Origin of the sequence: Thalassotalea sp. ND16A, assembly GCF_000764205.1 — a bacterium.
GTDB lineage: Bacteria > Pseudomonadota > Gammaproteobacteria > Enterobacterales > Alteromonadaceae > Thalassotalea_A.
In genome coordinates, this window is sequence record NZ_JQDZ01000048.1 from 73,997 (window position 1) to 89,322 (window position 15,326).

The window sequence follows — 15,326 nt, forward strand, 5'->3', positions numbered from 1 at the left end:
CGGCAATAAAGAAGATGACAACTGAGAAAAATGATACTACCCATTTTGGCTATAAAACGGTAAAAGCTGACGACAAAGAGTCTATGGTTGCCGGTGTTTTTCATTCGGTTGCTAAACAATACGATGTGATGAACGACTTAATGTCATTCGGTGTCCACCGTTTATGGAAACGATTTACTATCGATGCCAGTGGCGTGCGCCCAGGTAACGCGATCTTAGATCTGGCTGGTGGTACTGGCGATTTAACGGCAAAGTTCTCCAAACTTACCGGCCCACAAGGCAAAGTGGTGTTGGCCGATATCAATTCGTCAATGCTCAATGTTGGTCGTGATAAATTGCGCGATTTGGGCATAGTGGCAAATGTCGATTACGTACAAGCCAATGCGGAAGCCTTACCGTTTGAAGATAACAGTTTTGATATTGTTACCATCGCTTTTGGTTTGCGTAATGTTACCGATAAAGACAAGGCGTTACGGTCAATTTTTCGCGTGTTAAAACCGGGGGGTCGTTTGCTGGTATTGGAGTTTTCTAAGCCAGAGCATGAGTTACTCAATAAAGCCTACGATTTTTATTCGTTCAATATTTTGCCCAAAATGGGCGAGTTTGTCGCCAAAGATGGTGAAAGCTATCAGTATCTGGCGGAATCAATTCGTATGCACCCAGATCAAGAAACGTTAAAGTCGATGATGGATGACGCCGGTTTTGAACAAACGTCTTACCACAATTTGACCGGTGGTATTGTTGCTTTGCATAAAGGCTATAAATTTTAACCTTTATGAGCATGGCTAATTCACTGTTTGCAAATATGTTAATGCCAAAACAGGCACTAACGGCGTTATTGGAAATTATAATCAACAAAGCGCTGAGTCTTGATCAGCATATCGAGCCGCAGTTGAACGCCCTGGATAATAAAAGCCTGACGCTGTTATTGTCAGAGCTGGACTTTCCTATTACCTTGCTGGTCAATCAAAACGTCGTCACCGTTCTGGCCAGTAAACTTTCCAGCGATTGCCTAATTCAAACCAATGTAAAGACCTTACCTAAGCTTAAACAACCAGAATTGTTAACCAGTCTTATCAAGTCTGGCGAGCTCGATATTATTGGCGACCCGAAGCTGGCACAGCAATTTGCCAATATCAGTGAACAGTTGAACATTGACTGGGAGCAGCAACTCGCCGCACGAATCGGTGATCTGCCGGCGTACAAATTAGGCAAATTAACTAAGGATATCGTCGATAAAGTTGAATTTGCCAAAAACCAAATCAGCCACGATGCCAGTGAATATTTGCTGCATGAACAACGCATTATCGTCAGCGATACGGAAATTAATCATTTTAATCAGCAGGTGGCCGCAACAGCGCGACAAACTGATGATTTATTACAACAATTAAATATCATAGCCAGCAAGATAGGGAAAACAGGTGCGCAGTAGACGTCTTTATCAAATCGTAAAAACCTTTCTCAATTACGGTTTAGATGAATTATTACCCGCTAAAAAAACGCCATTGATCGCAAAAATTGCTCGATTCAGTTTATTTTGGTTACGCAATAAGCATAAAAACCAACCGATAGAGCGCAGGTTTCGTTTGGCAATAGAAGCGCTGGGCCCGGTATTTATCAAATTTGGACAAATGCTCTCAACCCGCAGAGATTTGTTATCTCCCGAACTTGCGGCGGAGTTAGCGCAACTGCAAGATCAAGTAGAAGCGTTCGACGGCGAACAAGCAAAAGCCATTATTATTGACGCCATGGGCGAAGAGTTATTCAATCAGCACTTTATAGATTTTGACAGCACGCCGCTGGCATCTGCCTCCATCGCGCAAGTACATACTGCGACTTATGTTAATGGCAGTAACGCTGAGCAACAGCAGCAAGAGGTCGTGATAAAAGTCATTCGCCCGAAAATTGAGCGTATAATTAACGCCGATTTAAAAGTGATGCACACCTTTGCTAGTCTGGTCAGCCGCTTTTATTCGCAAGGCAAACGCCTGCGTCCGGTTGAGGTGGTTGCGGAATATCGCAAAACCATCACCGATGAATTAGATTTATTGCGTGAAACGGCTAACGCCATTCAACTGAATCGTAACTTTGTTGATGACAAAGTGTTGTATGTACCGGAAGTACACAGTGAGTTTTGTTACAAGAACGTCATGGTGATGGAGCGAATTTACGGCATCGGCGTTGGTGACATCGCCGAGCTCAATAATCAGGGCGTCAATATGCAGCTATTGGCTGAACGCGGCGTTGAAGTGTTTTTCACGCAAGTGTTTCGTGACAGTTTCTTTCATGCCGACATGCACCCGGGCAATGTCTTTGTTGATGCCACAGATCCACAAGATCCAACCTGGATCGCCATAGATTGCGGTATTGTTGGCACCCTCAATAAAGAAGACAAGCGCTATTTGGCGGAGAATTTCGTCGCCTTTTTCAACCGCGATTATCACAAAGTGGCGCAGTTGCACGTGGATTCTGGCTGGGTACCGGCCAACACCAGTGTCGATGAATTTGAATTTGCCATTCGCACCGTCTGCGAACCGATTTTTGAAAAGCCATTAGCGGAAATTTCCTTTGGCCAGGTGCTGGTGAATTTATTCAATACCGCCCGCCGCTTTAATATGGAAGTGCAGCCGCAATTGGTCTTACTGCAAAAAACCTTGCTCTATATCGAAGGATTAGGTCGACAGCTCTACCCACAGCTTGATCTTTGGAAAACCGCCAAGCCATTTTTAGAAGATTGGGTAAAACAACAAATGGGACCAAAGGCGCTATTCAATTCGGTTAAAGACAACTTGCCATTTTGGTCAGAAAAGCTGCCTGAATTACCCAATTTGGTCTATGACTATTTAAAAATGGGTAAAGAGTCGGCACTGGCGCAACAGACCTTATTAGCGCAGCTACAACAACAGCAACAAAAACAGCATCAACGCTTAACCTATTCTATCTTCGCCGCTACGTTGTTTATTGGCGCAATCTTGTTGCATACCGATGATCAGACGGTGATGTCAGTGTCGCTGTTATTGCCTGCGTTACTGTGTTTCGGCTTAGCCATCAAAAAATAACAGCTGCACCCAGACTCGGTTGAGTGTACTCGAGCCTGGATTAAGCCAGGCATTAGTTATCTTTAAAGTACCCTTCTACCCGCAGGGCGATGCCGGGAGTTGTTTTGTAACTTTGATCTTCTGGCCATTCAATAAACGGCTCTATTTCAAAATAGAGCCAGCGACGGTAGGTATTCACCCGATAGCGATAGCTTAGCGTGTAGTTTTCTACTTCATAGCCGTTGTCACCATTGTCCTCACCTTTTACCACGAAGCCTAATGCGGTTGCCGTATATCGGTCGTGTTGTTGCAAATAGTAATAGCCATTACGCCAACGATAACCGTCAAACGCTTCTGATGTACGAATACTGTAGTTTGCGCGAAACTGTTGCTGTTCCGCAAAATTATAATCGTATTCAAAAAACAAGCGAGTACCGAAGCCATCGTCGAGGTAGTAAAATATTGATGGTTGAAATTTGAAAACATGAATTTGCGGAGAATCCGATTGGAACTTAGCGCGAACTTTGGCGAATATATCACCGCCAGAGATACCGATACGACTATCGACAAATTTAGAGAACTTATCGACATTTACCACCCGGATCGCTGCCGTAAATGAGTCGTCGAGACTGTCGCCGGTTAACGTTCGGCTTGCTTCTATTTGATCAGTGTCCTCACCATCCTCTTCATCGGTGAGGATCAAATCGACTTTATTTTCTAAATGCGGCAGCCTTAGGCGTAAACGAAAGCGCTGGCTAAACACATCGAACTCTCGGGCTCTTGGTTCATAGCCTAAACGTATTCTCGCTAATGTTTCTGGCAGCAACTCTTCATCTTCGTCGGTGGCAAAAAATTTATCAAACCATACGGCGCTGCCAAATACCGAATCACTGATGGTATCGTGAAAGCCAAACAGCCAATCATCTTCAGGATTCGGGTGAACAATAATGGTTTCCCCCATTTCCTTGCTCTCCTCCTCACTGGCAAAGCTGCTGAAACTGTGCAGCATGATCAGTAAAAATAGATTTCTAAGCAATAGTAAGTCCTTAATAGCTATCCATAATCTGCAACTTTGCAGGCTAAAATTATCGGTCGATCATTCCTAAGTATAAGCATCAAGATAAATAACAAAAAAATCAATATAAAATGTTTATTAAATTGGTAAACTTTAATCTAGATCATGAGCAAAAACCTCTGTATCTTGATATAATCCAGCTAGCACTATATTACATAGCATTTACAATATTTATTGATTTAAGGAATTTTTATGGGCGGCATCAGCATTTGGCAGTTATTAATCGTATTCGCAATTATCGTTTTATTATTCGGTACTAAAAAATTGCGTAATATTGGTGGTGATCTAGGCTCAGCCGTAAAGGGCTTTAAAAAAGCAATAGGTGACGATAAAGCAGCCGATAAAGAAGTAGATAAAGAGCCAGAGCAATTGGATCAGAAACAGCAAAGCGCTGAACAAAGCACTGACCAAAGCACTAAAACGAAAGAAAAAGATCAGGCGTAACTATGTTTGATATTGGTTTTTGGGAATTAACCATTATTGCGGTAATGGGTCTGATCGTATTGGGCCCGGAGCGTTTGCCGACGGCAATAAGAACAATTCGTGGCTGGGTGCGCAACGTCAAGCAATTTAGTAATACCGTGCAAACGGAATTAAAAGAAGAATTACGGATTCATGAGTTGCACGATAATTTGAAAAAAGCAGAACAACAAGGGCTAAAAAACCTGGCACCAGAACTGCAAGAATCGGTGGACAGTTTAAAAGCGGCTGCCGAGCAAGCCAATCGGCCATATGCAAAAGATACAGATAGCACTCCTAAAGTAACAGAAAGTGAAGTGAAAAATGACAAGTAAAACCTCTACCACTACCGGTGGCTCGTCTTTGTTTGATCATTTATTAGAATTGCGTAGCCGCTTTCTTTCTATGGTGTTAAGCATTTTACTCATTTTTATCTCACTGGCTTATTTTGCTCAGGATATCTATCAATATCTGGCGCAGCCATTAATGTCGGTTATGCCTGAAGGCAGCAACATGATAGCAACCGACGTTGCTTCACCATTTTTTGCACCATTCAAACTTACTCTGGTGGTATCGATATTTCTCGCCATGCCCTATATCTTGTATCAGGTGTGGAGTTTTATCGCCCCGGGTTTGTATAAAAATGAAAAGCGCTTAGTGGCGCCATTACTGTTCGGATCCAGTTTTCTGTTCTATGGTGGTATCGCTTTCGCCTATTTCGTGGTGTTTCCACTGGCCTTTGCCTTTTTTAGCAGCGTTGCGCCCGAAGGCGTGGTCATTGCCACCGATATTTCCAGTTATCTGGATTTTGTCCTAAAATTATTTTTCGCCTTTGGTGCCGCTTTTGAAATTCCCATTGCCATTATTTTAATGTGCTGGACTGGGTTTACCACACCGGCAAAACTCAGAGAAAAAAGACCCTATGTGGTCGTTGGGGTTTTCGTCATTGGCATGTTATTAACCCCCCCGGATATCATTTCGCAAACCTTATTGGCCATTCCAATGTGGCTGTTATTTGAGGCTGGTGTCATTTTAGCGTCATTTTATAGTCGCAGCGATGATGAAAAAGAAGAAGAAGAGCAAATTGACAATGGTTAAATCGTTATTCACCGGATTGATTTTATTAATCCCCGCTATTAGTAGCCTTGCCGCCGTTGACCCGAGCCTGCAAGCTTGTAGCCAAATCAATGAAGATGACAAACGCTTGCAATGCTTCGATACCTACATTGCAGCTCAAAACAGTGTGGTTACGGTAAACAAGCCCGTAATCCACTCGAATACAGAGGATGTGCCAGAGCCGTTTGTATTGTCTTCTACCCCGCCCGAAACCGAACTTATTGCTGGTGCCGTACCTCCGGTGGCGAAGAGCCAAGCGCCTAAGTTGGCCAACGACAATCAACAAAAAGAGATTGAACAGGGCTTCGGTTTGGAGCATAAAAAAAGCGAGGCAGAGCTCGCTACAGATGAAATTAGCTATACCATAACCAAGGTAAAAAAATCGGTTCATGGTAAATGGACATTGTCATTCGCTAACGGTCAAAGATGGGTAACCATTTCACCAGAACGAATGAAGTTTAAGAAAGATCAGCAAGTGATTATCAGCCGGGGGGTGTTCAACTCGTTTTTGCTTAAACCTAAGGACTCTAACCGTACGGTGAAAGTAAAACGTTTAAACTAGGACAAGCCATTGTTAATTGATATTGGAGTAAATCTTACCAATTCACGATTTGATAAAGACCGAGCTGATGTCATTAAGCAGGCTAACGATGTCGGCGTAAGATCGCTATTAATTACCGGTACCAATGTTAGTGAAAGCCAGCAAGCCGTAGCCTTGTGTGAGCATTATTCGAATCTTTACAGTACTGCTGGTGTTCACCCACATGATGCTGACCAGGTGTCTGCTGACTATCTCGATCATTTACGCGCCCTCGCCCACCACGAAAAAGTGAAAGCCATTGGCGAATGCGGTTTAGATTTTAATCGTAATTTTTCTACGCCAGAAAATCAGCAACGAGTGTTTGCTGAGCAACTTGTCTTGGCAGGACAAGTTTCCCTACCCGTATTTTTACATCAACGTGATGCGTTCGCCACCTGGCAATCGATATTAAGCGAGCATATTCACACCTTGCCTGGCGGTGTCAGCCATTGTTTTACCGGTAATTTAACTGAGTTAAAAGCTTGCCTCGATATGGGCTTGCATATTGGCATTACTGGCTGGATTTGTGATGAACGGCGTGGTCAGGAATTATTCGATATCGCCCGCTATATTCCCCTCGATCGAGTGATGATTGAAACCGATGCCCCGTATTTAACCCCGAGAACGATCAGGCCAAAACCGAAAAGCTCTCGTAACGAACCCAAATATTTACCCTTTGTTGCCACCACGTTGGCCAAAGCAATGAATGTTGATGAAGATGAATTAATTATGCATACCAGCAACAATGCCGAACGACTTTTTGCATTTGCTGGCCAGGAGATACGATGAATAACAACCAGCAATTTGGCCAATACCCGGCCCGTAGAATGCGCCGCATGCGCAAAGATGATTTTTCTCGTCGATTAATGGCGGAAAATCAACTGACCGTCAATGATTTAATTTATCCGGTATTTGTACTTGAAGGTGAAAACCAGGTGGAACAAATTGCCTCTATGCCAGGTGTTGAGCGCAAAAGTATAGATTTATTATTGATTGAGGCAGAAGAATTAGTCGCTTTGGGAATACCTGCTATCGCCCTGTTTCCGGTAACGCCATTAGATCAAAAGTCTTTATTGGCTGAAGAAGCCTATAACGATGATGGCCTGGCCCAACGTGCCGTACGTGCACTAAAGGAAAAGTTTCCACAGTTAGGGGTGATCACCGATGTCGCCTTAGATCCGTTTACCACCCATGGCCAGGATGGCATCATTGATGATGAAGGTTATGTGTTAAACGAAGTGACTAAAGAAATATTGGTGAAGCAGGCGTTATCCCATGCCAAAGCCGGAGCCGATGTGGTTGCACCATCAGACATGATGGATGGCCGAGTCGGGGCGATTCGACAAGAGTTAGAACAACAAGGTTTCGTGAATACCAAAATTCTGGCTTATTCGGCCAAATACGCGTCCAATTATTACGGGCCATTTCGCGATGCGGTGGGCTCGGCTAGCAATATTAAAGGCGGTAATAAATATTCATACCAAATGGATCCGGCGAATTCTGACGAAGCCTTGCATGAAATTGCCCAGGACATTTATGAGGGTGCCGACATGGTCATGGTGAAACCGGGCATGCCATATTTGGATATTGTTCGTAGAGTTAAGGATAATTTTCAGGTTCCCACTTATGCCTATCAGGTAAGTGGTGAGTACGCCATGCACATGGCCGCCATACAAAATGGCTGGCTGGCAGAAAAGCCTTGCGTTATGGAAGGTTTATTAGCATTTAAACGTGCCGGTGCCGATGGTATTTTAACTTACTTTGCCAAACGAGTAGCTCGCTGGTTAAAAGAAGAGTCATAACCATTAGCAAAAACACCGTAATATCAATCAGTAAAGCACAATCCAGTGCCCTACTGGCACTGCATATTGCGGTGTTGTTGTTTGCCTTGTGTGCTTTATTTGCCAAATGGCTAAGTTTGCCGGCAATATATATCGTGATAGGCCGCAGCTTGTTTGCCGCACTCGCCATTTATGGCTTTTGTCGGTACCGCGCTATCGCCCTGCATCTGCCAAGAAACTATCATTACAAATTACTTGCCAGTGGCTTACTGTTAGCGCTGCACTGGTGGAGTTTTTTCTATGTTATTCAAATTAGCAGTGTCACTTTAGGACTGTTAACGTTCGCCTGTTTTCCAATGTTTGTCGGCGTTATCAGCTATTTTTTCGGTCAGCAGAAAATCACACTGGTGTTTGTCGCACAAGCATTACTTTGTCTGGCCGGTATTTATCTGGTGCTGCCTGGGGAACAAGCAAATCTCAGCAATGTTAATGCGGTACTCATCGGTCTGTTTTCAGCACTGAGTTTCGCCTTACTCACCGTGTTTAATCGCCAATATGTGCAAAACATGAAGCCAGAGCGTATCGCCTTCTGGCAAAATTTATATGCTGCAAGCTGGCTGCTGCCATTATTATTTACCTATCAAATAATTCCCAGCCTCAATGAACTGCTTGTTTTAGCATTACTGGGAGTGGTATTTACGGCACTCGCCCATACGTTATTGTTGTTTTCACTAAAAACTATTCCGGCGTTTACGGTAAGTATTGCCGTATCGTTAGAGCCGGTATACGGTATTTTTGCCGCGTATCTGCTACTCAATGAAACCATGACAGTAGCGATTTTCGCTGGCGGGCTGCTGGTACTAACCGCCAGTGTCTGGTCAGCTAATAGCAACCGGCATAAGAAATGAGTCACTCAGCGATTGGGGTAACACTCAAGCGAATGCCCCTTAACTCAGGTTACTTTTTTCTTAGCTGGGGATTATGGTAAGTATTAAACCAAGCTCACTGATATCCGTCATTTCTTGTTTAAGTTCCGCAGAAATGAGTGGGTGTTTACTTAAGAAAGTCTTAGGAAGAGTTAATTCAATGGCATTGTCAATGCCGCCAATGGTGAAGTCAGGCATAACATCATCACGACGACGTTTCGCCAAAATGACGGCTATACGCAAGATAAAGATAGCATAGATTGCTTGTTGCTTACTGATCAGACTTTGTTTATCTAACACTTGCTGATTAACATCGGTTTTATAATTTGCCACCAGGGCAATCAGCAATTTTCGTTCGGCATTTGAAAAGCCGGCGATGTCGGCATTATCGAGAATATATTCAGCGTGTTTTTTATTACCTTTGTACTCAAGTGACAAGCCAATTTCATGCAACACACAGGCTGACTGCAACAGCATTGCTAACTCATCGGTTAATTGCCAGCTATCGCGTAATTGCGCGAAGGTTTCCTCGGCGATACTTGCCACCCGAAACGCATGACGTTCATCAATACTAAAGCGTTCGATGAGGCCAGTTAAGGTGCGTTGCCGAATATCAACATTGCGCATATTTGGTAATAATTCATAAAGCAGGCCTTCTCGAATCGCGCCACCGGCAAGGTGTACCTGTGTTATTGAAAAGCTGGTAAAGATCGCCGTTAATATTGCCACGCCTGCAACAAACACCGGTTTACGTTCAGCTTCCAAACCAACAATATTCAACTTATCGATATGTTGGCAGTGAATAACTTGTTGCCGTATGTCAGTAAGATTGGCTAACGTGATCCGTTGTAACTTGCCTTGTGCAGTAAGCACTTCGGCCACCGCTTGCAACGTCCCGGAGACCCCAAGCGCAATATCCCAACCAATCGCCTGATAGACTTGTTGTTGACTTTTTAGAATTGCTGCGGCGGTGCTAACGGCATTATCGAAACCACGTTGACTCAACACGCCATCAGCAAAAAATTGATTATTAAAGGTGACACAGCCCATATCCAGGGAGCAGGCTTGTATCACCTCAAAACCGGAACCGGCAATCAGCTCAGTACTGGCGCCGCCAATATCAATCACCAAACGTTTATCGACCCCGCTGGTGGTATGGGCCACGCCTAAATAAATATTATGGGCTTCTTCAATGCCGGAGATCAGGTGAATTTTATGCTTAAGGATAGCTTCCGCTTTGCTGATAAACACTGCGGAATTAACCGCCAGCCGCAGGGTTGCGGTGGCGACAATTTTGATGTTTTCGGCCGGGATATCTTGTAGACGTTCAGCAAAAAAGCTTAAACATTCCCAACCCCGTGCCATGGCTTTTTGATCGAGAACATTCTCGTCATCTAAGCCTGAGGCCAAGCGTACCTTACGTTTCACTTTATCCACCACCTGGACGCTATCGGCGACCAGGCGAGAGATTAACATGTGAAACGAATTAGAGCCTAAATCAATAACCGCATATAGCGGTGGTGGGCAAGATGGTAGGCTTGCACTCATTAACGCGTTTACCTCGAGTGATGCGAGCGACGCGGAGCACGATTACCACCTGAACGTCCACCTTTACCACGACTATTTGGCTGATGGCGGCGCGGCTTATATTTAGGTTTCGGTAAATCGGTTAGCAAGGCATCAGGATCGTATTTACTTACCGGTAAACTATGTTCAATATAGTCTTCAATGGCAGGTAGATTAAACACTGAATCTTCACAAGCAAAACTTATCGCATGACCCGAAGCGCCTGCGCGGCCGGTACGACCGATACGATGCACGTAATCTTCACAATCATCGGGTAAATCGTAGTTAAACACATGGGTAACACTAGGAATATGCAGGCCACGTGCGGCAACGTCAGTTGCTACCAGGAAGTCCAAATTACCTTTGGTAAAGTTGTCTAAAATCTTAATACGTTTGTTCTGTGCCACATCTCCGGTTAACAAACCAACACGATGTTGATCGGCCGCGAGATGTGAATAGACTTTTTCACAAACATGTTTGGTGTTGGCGAAAATAATTGCTTTATCTGGCCATTCTTCTTCAATGATGGTTTGCAGTAACGTCATTTTATCTTCATTGGACGGATAAAATAACTCTTCGCTAATGCGTACGTTGGTTTTTTGCTCGGGCGCAACTTCAACGCTTTCCGGATCATTCATGTGCTCAAATGCCAGTTCTTTCACCCGAAATGATAATGTTGCTGAATACAACATGTTTAAACGGTCTTTTGCCGCCGGCATACGGCGAAACATGAAACGAATATCGTTAATAAAACCTAAATCGAACATACGATCGGCTTCATCTAAGACCACGGCTTCAATATTATTTAGCTGATAAATACCCTGCTTTAAATAATCGATTAAGCGGCCACAAGTACCGATAAGGATATCGACACCGCTTTGCAGTGTTTGTCGTTGTGACTCATAGCCTTCGCCGCCATAAACAACACCAAGACGCAAGCCCGTGCTTTTCGCCATCTCTTTCGCATCATTATGAATTTGAATCGCCAACTCACGCGTCGGCGCCATAATGATAGCGCGAGGTTGCGAGCTGTCACCTTTGCTATTAGTCAATAAATGGTGAAAAGTCGCAGCAAGAAAGGCGATCGTTTTGCCTTCACCCGTTTGCGCCTGACCAGCAATATCTTTACCTGATAGTAATATTGGTAATGATTTTTCCTGAATCTCTGTACAGTATTGAAAGCCCATGGCTTCGAGTCCGGTCACTACTTGCGGAGCAAGCCCAAGAGCGGAAAATTTGGTTTCGGTTAAATGTGATTTTTTCATAGCCGATAGGGTAACACTTTAAGCCAGGGGTATTAAGTAATATCTTATTTTCTCCCAATAAAAAATTAATCGCGAACAAGTAATTTTTGCAACAATCAAAAAATATGTTTTGATTTGGCTGTTTAACTGGCAACAATTGCTTAACACTAAGGTATTTAGCAAAAAAAATACCTTATGACTATGTTATATAAATCAGTTATAAAATAATCTAAATTTAGCGGCGATATTGACTTGTATTACTTGCAATAAGTCCCAAGATAGATAACATGCAACATATTGTGGCATTTAGCCAATTTAACGGAGAGAAAAATGAGCGATAAAATTGTTCAGCTAACAGATGACAGCTTTGATGCTGATGTAATCAATGCTTCAGCCCCGGTTTTAGTAGACTTTTGGGCAGAATGGTGTGGTCCTTGTAAAATGATTGCTCCTATTCTTTCAGAAATTGCTGAAGAATATGACGGTAAAGTTACCGTTGCCAAATTAAATATCGACCAAAATGCTGGCACCCCACCGAAATATGGTATTCGTGGTATTCCAACATTGTTATTATTTAAAGACGGTGCAGTTGCCGACACCAAAGTAGGCGCACTTTCTAAAAACCAATTAAAAGAATTCCTCGAAGCGAATCTTTAATTGTTACAAAAGGTCGGCATTTGCCGACCTTTTGCTTTTAATACCATAAAAAAAGTACGATAATTAAGCTCTGACTTTACCAAAGGTAAATTTAGTGCTAACTTAAACAATCATAACTAAGCATTTCTTAAGCCTTTTCGTTTGAACTCGTTGTTCAACCAGTTCACGCAAAAAATTTTAGCTAATTAACACTAAGCAATACTACTTAATAAAAAATCACAAAGACCCATCATATGAACCTAATCGAACTCAAAGATAAATCTATTGGCGAACTAATCAAACTCGCTGAATCAATGAAGCTTGAACATTTAGCCCGTACCCGTAAGCAAGACGTAATTTTTGCCATTTTAAAAGCGCACGCGAAAAGCGGCGAAGATATTTTTGGTGGTGGCGTACTGGAAATATTACAAGATGGATTTGGTTTCTTGCGCTCGGCAGATTCTTCATATTTAGCCGGTCCTGATGATATTTATGTATCGCCTAGCCAAATAAGACGCTTTAGTTTGCGAACCGGTGATAGCGTATTTGGTAAAATTCGCCCACCAAAAGACGGCGAGCGCTACTTTGCCCTGTTAAAAGTTAATGAAGTTAACTTTGACAGACCAGAAAACTCGCGCAACAAAATTCTTTTCGAAAACCTCACTCCAGTACACCCTGATGAACGCCTTACCATGGAACGTGGTAACGGCAGTACGGAAGATATTACCGCCCGGGTATTGGATTTAGCCTCTCCTATTGGTAAAGGCCAACGTGGCTTGATTGTGGCACCGCCAAAAGCGGGTAAAACGCTATTATTGCAAAATATTGCGCAAAGTATCGCCCACAACCATCCTGAATGTGAATTAATGGTATTGCTTATTGATGAACGTCCGGAAGAGGTTACCGAGATGCAGCGCCTGGTAAAAGGTGAAGTAGTGGCGTCAACCTTTGATGAGCCAGCCAGTCGTCACGTACAAGTGGCTGAAATGGTGATCGAAAAAGCGAAACGCTTAACTGAGCACAAAAAAGATGTGGTTATTTTACTTGATTCAATCACCCGTCTGGCGCGAGCGTATAACACGGTAATTCCATCGTCAGGTAAAATATTAACCGGTGGTGTAGATGCCAATGCCCTACATCGTCCAAAACGTTTCTTCGGTGCGGCTCGTAACATTGAAGAAGGTGGTAGCTTAACCATTATCGCCACCGCACTTGTCGATACTGGCTCGAAAATGGATGAAGTGATCTACGAAGAGTTTAAAGGCACCGGTAATATGGAATTGCACCTTTCTCGCAAAATTTCCGAGAAACGTGTTTTCCCTGCCATTCACTACAACCGCTCAGGTACCCGTCGTGAAGAGTTACTGACCAAGCAAGATGAGCTACAGAAAATGTGGATTCTACGTAAAATCGTCCATGAGATGGGCGAGATTGATGCGATGGAATTCATGATTGATAAACTGTCGATGACCAAAACCAACAACGAATTCTTCGACTCGATGCGACGGAAATAATTGCACCGAACAACCTGAATGGAATTAGGTACAAGATACAAGGTACAAGGTACAAGGTACAAGGTACAAGGTACAAGGTACAAGCAGTGTAGTTGAAACCCGGCGAATGTCGGGTTTTTTTATGCCTAAATTCGATGAAAAGTTAATTTATTAAATTATATGTAACCGTTTTCCAGCTGCTGTAGTCTATTAAGATAACAACAATAAATATTGAGCAAGTATGTCATTTAAATCTGGCTTTAGTGTAGAGATCAGCGTTGATTTATTAACGCAGGCAAAAGCAGGAAACATCAATGCTTTTGAGGCGATCTACCAGACTTATTCCGGCGCTTGTTATGCGTTAGCCTGGCGGGTCACGGGGCAGGAAGCATTAGCTCAGGAAGTGGTACAAGAATCATTCATTAAAGTGTTCAGAAAAATTCAACAGTATCGCTTACAAGGGCCGTTTGCCGGTTGGCTACGACAAATAGTCGTGCGAGAAGCCATTGACAAAATAAAGTTGGAAACTAAGTTAGGCCGCACAAGTGATGAAGAACTTGCGCAAACAGCAAGCAATGATTTATTTGATTTCAACTGGTTAGAGTCTTGTATTGCGCTTGAACAACTCACTCAGGATTTATCGGTTACCAGCCGGGCAGTATTGTTTCTGCACGAAGTAGAAGGCTTTAGTCATAATGAAATTGGCGTATTCTTCAATAAATCGGCCAGCTTTTCAAAAGTAACACTAAGCCGAGCTTATAAATCATTAAAACAAAGAGCGTTAAAGCAGGAGTTAAATAATGCATTTAAGTGATCAGCAATTACTGCAATTAACCACGGAGTCCAATCTGCACCTACAAGGATGTGCGGTGTGTAAACAAAGAGCTGCGGTTTTGCAAAGTGTTAGGCAACAGCTCAAACAACCACCGAAAATGCCGGATCTTGCGATGAGTTGGCAGAAAATTGAACAGACTCTTTCTCAACAGGAACAGCAAGATCAACAGACGGCTGGCATCGCAAAAGTTAAAAAGCAGGCAAGTCTATGGCGTTATAGCAGTTTTGCCTTAGCCGCAACCTTGCTTGCTTTGCTGATTCTGCCACTGCTCAATATTACCAACGTAGAGCGCCAACCTAATGATGAAGGCAAAATGCTGTCCTCCTGGATACAAGAAAGCAATCAGCTACAACAACAATTAGAAGCATTGATAAAGGCCGATGCGCCATTAGGGCTTGATGTTGAGCAAGTTCACTATCAATTGGTGGTGATCGATAAAAAATTGCAACAGGCTTATTTACAAAATAGACCGGACAACGACAAAAAACAATTATGGTTACGGCGTAAGCAGATCATCGAAACCGCGCTAAAACCTATGCCGATGCATGTTATCTCAATATAGAAACCAGGAGATGTT

General features: G+C 43.2%; 17 protein-coding genes. 14 read left to right on the forward strand and 3 right to left on the reverse strand.

Features of this window, described 5'->3' with window-relative positions; translation table 11 throughout:
- Positions 1–14: 14 nt before the first annotated feature.
- Genes ubiE through ubiB form a run of 3 tightly spaced genes read left to right on the forward strand, consistent with a single transcriptional unit; the run spans position 15 to position 3,059 of the window.
- On the forward strand, positions 15–770 hold the full coding sequence (gene ubiE / locus ND16A_RS10565; protein ID WP_033077332.1) for a bifunctional demethylmenaquinone methyltransferase/2-methoxy-6-polyprenyl-1,4-benzoquinol methylase UbiE: 756 nt from the start codon (positions 15–17) through the stop codon (positions 768–770).
- 41 nt (positions 771–811) lie between these two features.
- Positions 812–1,432 (forward strand): ubiquinone biosynthesis accessory factor UbiJ, encoded by a 621-nt coding sequence (locus ND16A_RS20195; protein WP_160173500.1) that lies wholly within the window; start codon positions 812–814, stop codon positions 1,430–1,432.
- On the forward strand, positions 1,422–3,059 hold the full coding sequence (gene ubiB, locus ND16A_RS10560; RefSeq protein ID WP_033077333.1) for a ubiquinone biosynthesis regulatory protein kinase UbiB: 1,638 nt from the start codon (positions 1,422–1,424) through the stop codon (positions 3,057–3,059). The genes ND16A_RS20195 and ubiB overlap by 11 nt, the downstream gene beginning before the upstream one ends.
- Before the next feature lie 52 nt (positions 3,060–3,111).
- On the opposite strand, the gene ND16A_RS10555 is transcribed toward ubiB, so the two are convergent.
- On the reverse strand, positions 3,112–4,074 hold the full coding sequence (locus ND16A_RS10555; RefSeq protein ID WP_152593849.1) for a hypothetical protein: 963 nt from the start codon (positions 4,072–4,074) through the stop codon (positions 3,112–3,114).
- A 225-nt stretch (positions 4,075–4,299) separates the two neighbouring features.
- Here ND16A_RS10555 and tatA point away from each other — a divergent pair, with 225 nt between their 5' ends.
- Genes tatA through ND16A_RS10525 form a run of 7 tightly spaced genes read left to right on the forward strand, consistent with a single transcriptional unit; the run spans position 4,300 to position 8,957 of the window.
- Positions 4,300–4,557: a Sec-independent protein translocase subunit TatA gene (gene tatA, locus ND16A_RS10550; RefSeq protein WP_200880825.1), complete on the forward strand. Its 258-nt coding sequence runs from the start codon at positions 4,300–4,302 to the stop codon at positions 4,555–4,557.
- 2 nt (positions 4,558–4,559) lie between these two features.
- Complete coding sequence (gene tatB / locus ND16A_RS10545; RefSeq protein WP_033077336.1) at positions 4,560–4,907, forward strand: Sec-independent protein translocase protein TatB; 348 nt, start codon at positions 4,560–4,562, stop codon at positions 4,905–4,907.
- Complete coding sequence (gene tatC, locus ND16A_RS10540; RefSeq protein ID WP_033077337.1) at positions 4,897–5,670, forward strand: twin-arginine translocase subunit TatC; 774 nt, start codon at positions 4,897–4,899, stop codon at positions 5,668–5,670. Before tatB ends, tatC begins: the two co-directional genes overlap by 11 nt.
- Positions 5,663–6,250: a hypothetical protein gene (locus tag ND16A_RS20200; protein ID WP_052073026.1), complete on the forward strand. Its 588-nt coding sequence runs from the start codon at positions 5,663–5,665 to the stop codon at positions 6,248–6,250. Before tatC ends, ND16A_RS20200 begins: the two co-directional genes overlap by 8 nt.
- Positions 6,251–6,259: 9 nt before the next feature.
- Complete coding sequence (locus ND16A_RS10535; protein ID WP_033077338.1) at positions 6,260–7,057, forward strand: TatD family hydrolase; 798 nt, start codon at positions 6,260–6,262, stop codon at positions 7,055–7,057.
- Positions 7,054–8,070 carry a porphobilinogen synthase gene (gene hemB / locus ND16A_RS10530; RefSeq protein WP_033077339.1) on the forward strand — a complete coding sequence of 339 codons (1,017 nt, stop codon included), beginning with the start codon at positions 7,054–7,056 and terminating at the stop codon, positions 8,068–8,070. The genes ND16A_RS10535 and hemB overlap by 4 nt, the downstream gene beginning before the upstream one ends.
- Before the next feature lie 59 nt (positions 8,071–8,129).
- The gene (locus tag ND16A_RS10525) at positions 8,130–8,957 is read left to right on the forward strand and encodes a DMT family transporter (RefSeq protein WP_268746311.1); all 828 of its coding nucleotides are present in this window, start codon (positions 8,130–8,132) and stop codon (positions 8,955–8,957) included.
- Positions 8,958–9,017: 60 nt separating this feature from the next.
- Here the strand turns inward: ND16A_RS10525 and ND16A_RS10520 are convergent, their stop codons facing one another.
- A complete protein-coding gene (locus tag ND16A_RS10520; protein WP_033077341.1) occupies positions 9,018–10,523 on the reverse strand; it encodes a Ppx/GppA phosphatase family protein in 1,506 nt (501 codons plus the stop codon).
- Positions 10,524–10,531: 8 nt separating this feature from the next.
- Complete coding sequence (rhlB, locus tag ND16A_RS10515; RefSeq protein ID WP_033077342.1) at positions 10,532–11,806, reverse strand: ATP-dependent RNA helicase RhlB; 1,275 nt, start codon at positions 11,804–11,806, stop codon at positions 10,532–10,534.
- 309 nt (positions 11,807–12,115) lie between these two features.
- Here rhlB and trxA point away from each other — a divergent pair, with 309 nt between their 5' ends.
- The 4 genes from trxA to ND16A_RS10495 all read left to right on the forward strand — a co-directional run bounded on the left by trxA (position 12,116) and on the right by ND16A_RS10495 (position 15,311).
- The gene (gene trxA / locus ND16A_RS10510; protein ID WP_033077343.1) at positions 12,116–12,442 is read left to right on the forward strand and encodes a thioredoxin TrxA; all 327 of its coding nucleotides are present in this window, start codon (positions 12,116–12,118) and stop codon (positions 12,440–12,442) included.
- 233 nt (positions 12,443–12,675) lie between these two features.
- Positions 12,676–13,935 carry a transcription termination factor Rho gene (gene rho / locus ND16A_RS10505; protein WP_033077344.1) on the forward strand — a complete coding sequence of 420 codons (1,260 nt, stop codon included), beginning with the start codon at positions 12,676–12,678 and terminating at the stop codon, positions 13,933–13,935.
- 220 nt (positions 13,936–14,155) lie between these two features.
- A complete protein-coding gene (locus ND16A_RS10500; protein WP_033077345.1) occupies positions 14,156–14,728 on the forward strand; it encodes an RNA polymerase sigma factor in 573 nt (190 codons plus the stop codon).
- Complete coding sequence (locus tag ND16A_RS10495) at positions 14,715–15,311, forward strand: hypothetical protein (RefSeq protein WP_033077346.1); 597 nt, start codon at positions 14,715–14,717, stop codon at positions 15,309–15,311. The genes ND16A_RS10500 and ND16A_RS10495 overlap by 14 nt, the downstream gene beginning before the upstream one ends.
- Positions 15,312–15,326 lie beyond the last annotated feature (15 nt).

Excerpts from the sequence above, each read along its gene's own strand:
- rhlB (WP_033077342.1), bottom strand. The coding sequence starts at position 11,806 with ATGAAAAAATCACATTTAACCGAAACCAAATTTTCCGCTCTTGGGCTT.
- ND16A_RS20200 (WP_052073026.1), top strand. The coding sequence starts at position 5,663 with ATGGTTAAATCGTTATTCACCGGATTGATTTTATTAATCCCCGCTATT.
- tatB (WP_033077336.1), top strand. The coding sequence starts at position 4,560 with ATGTTTGATATTGGTTTTTGGGAATTAACCATTATTGCGGTAATGGGT.
- rho (WP_033077344.1), top strand. The coding sequence starts at position 12,676 with ATGAACCTAATCGAACTCAAAGATAAATCTATTGGCGAACTAATCAAA.
- ND16A_RS10495 (WP_033077346.1), top strand. The coding sequence starts at position 14,715 with ATGCATTTAAGTGATCAGCAATTACTGCAATTAACCACGGAGTCCAAT.
- ND16A_RS20195 (WP_160173500.1), top strand. The coding sequence starts at position 812 with ATGCCAAAACAGGCACTAACGGCGTTATTGGAAATTATAATCAACAAA.
- trxA (WP_033077343.1), top strand. The coding sequence starts at position 12,116 with ATGAGCGATAAAATTGTTCAGCTAACAGATGACAGCTTTGATGCTGAT.
- ubiE (WP_033077332.1), top strand. The coding sequence starts at position 15 with ATGACAACTGAGAAAAATGATACTACCCATTTTGGCTATAAAACGGTA.
- ND16A_RS10520 (WP_033077341.1), bottom strand. The coding sequence starts at position 10,523 with ATGAGTGCAAGCCTACCATCTTGCCCACCACCGCTATATGCGGTTATT.
- hemB (WP_033077339.1), top strand. The coding sequence starts at position 7,054 with ATGAATAACAACCAGCAATTTGGCCAATACCCGGCCCGTAGAATGCGC.
- ND16A_RS10500 (WP_033077345.1), top strand. The coding sequence starts at position 14,156 with ATGTCATTTAAATCTGGCTTTAGTGTAGAGATCAGCGTTGATTTATTA.
- tatC (WP_033077337.1), top strand. The coding sequence starts at position 4,897 with ATGACAAGTAAAACCTCTACCACTACCGGTGGCTCGTCTTTGTTTGAT.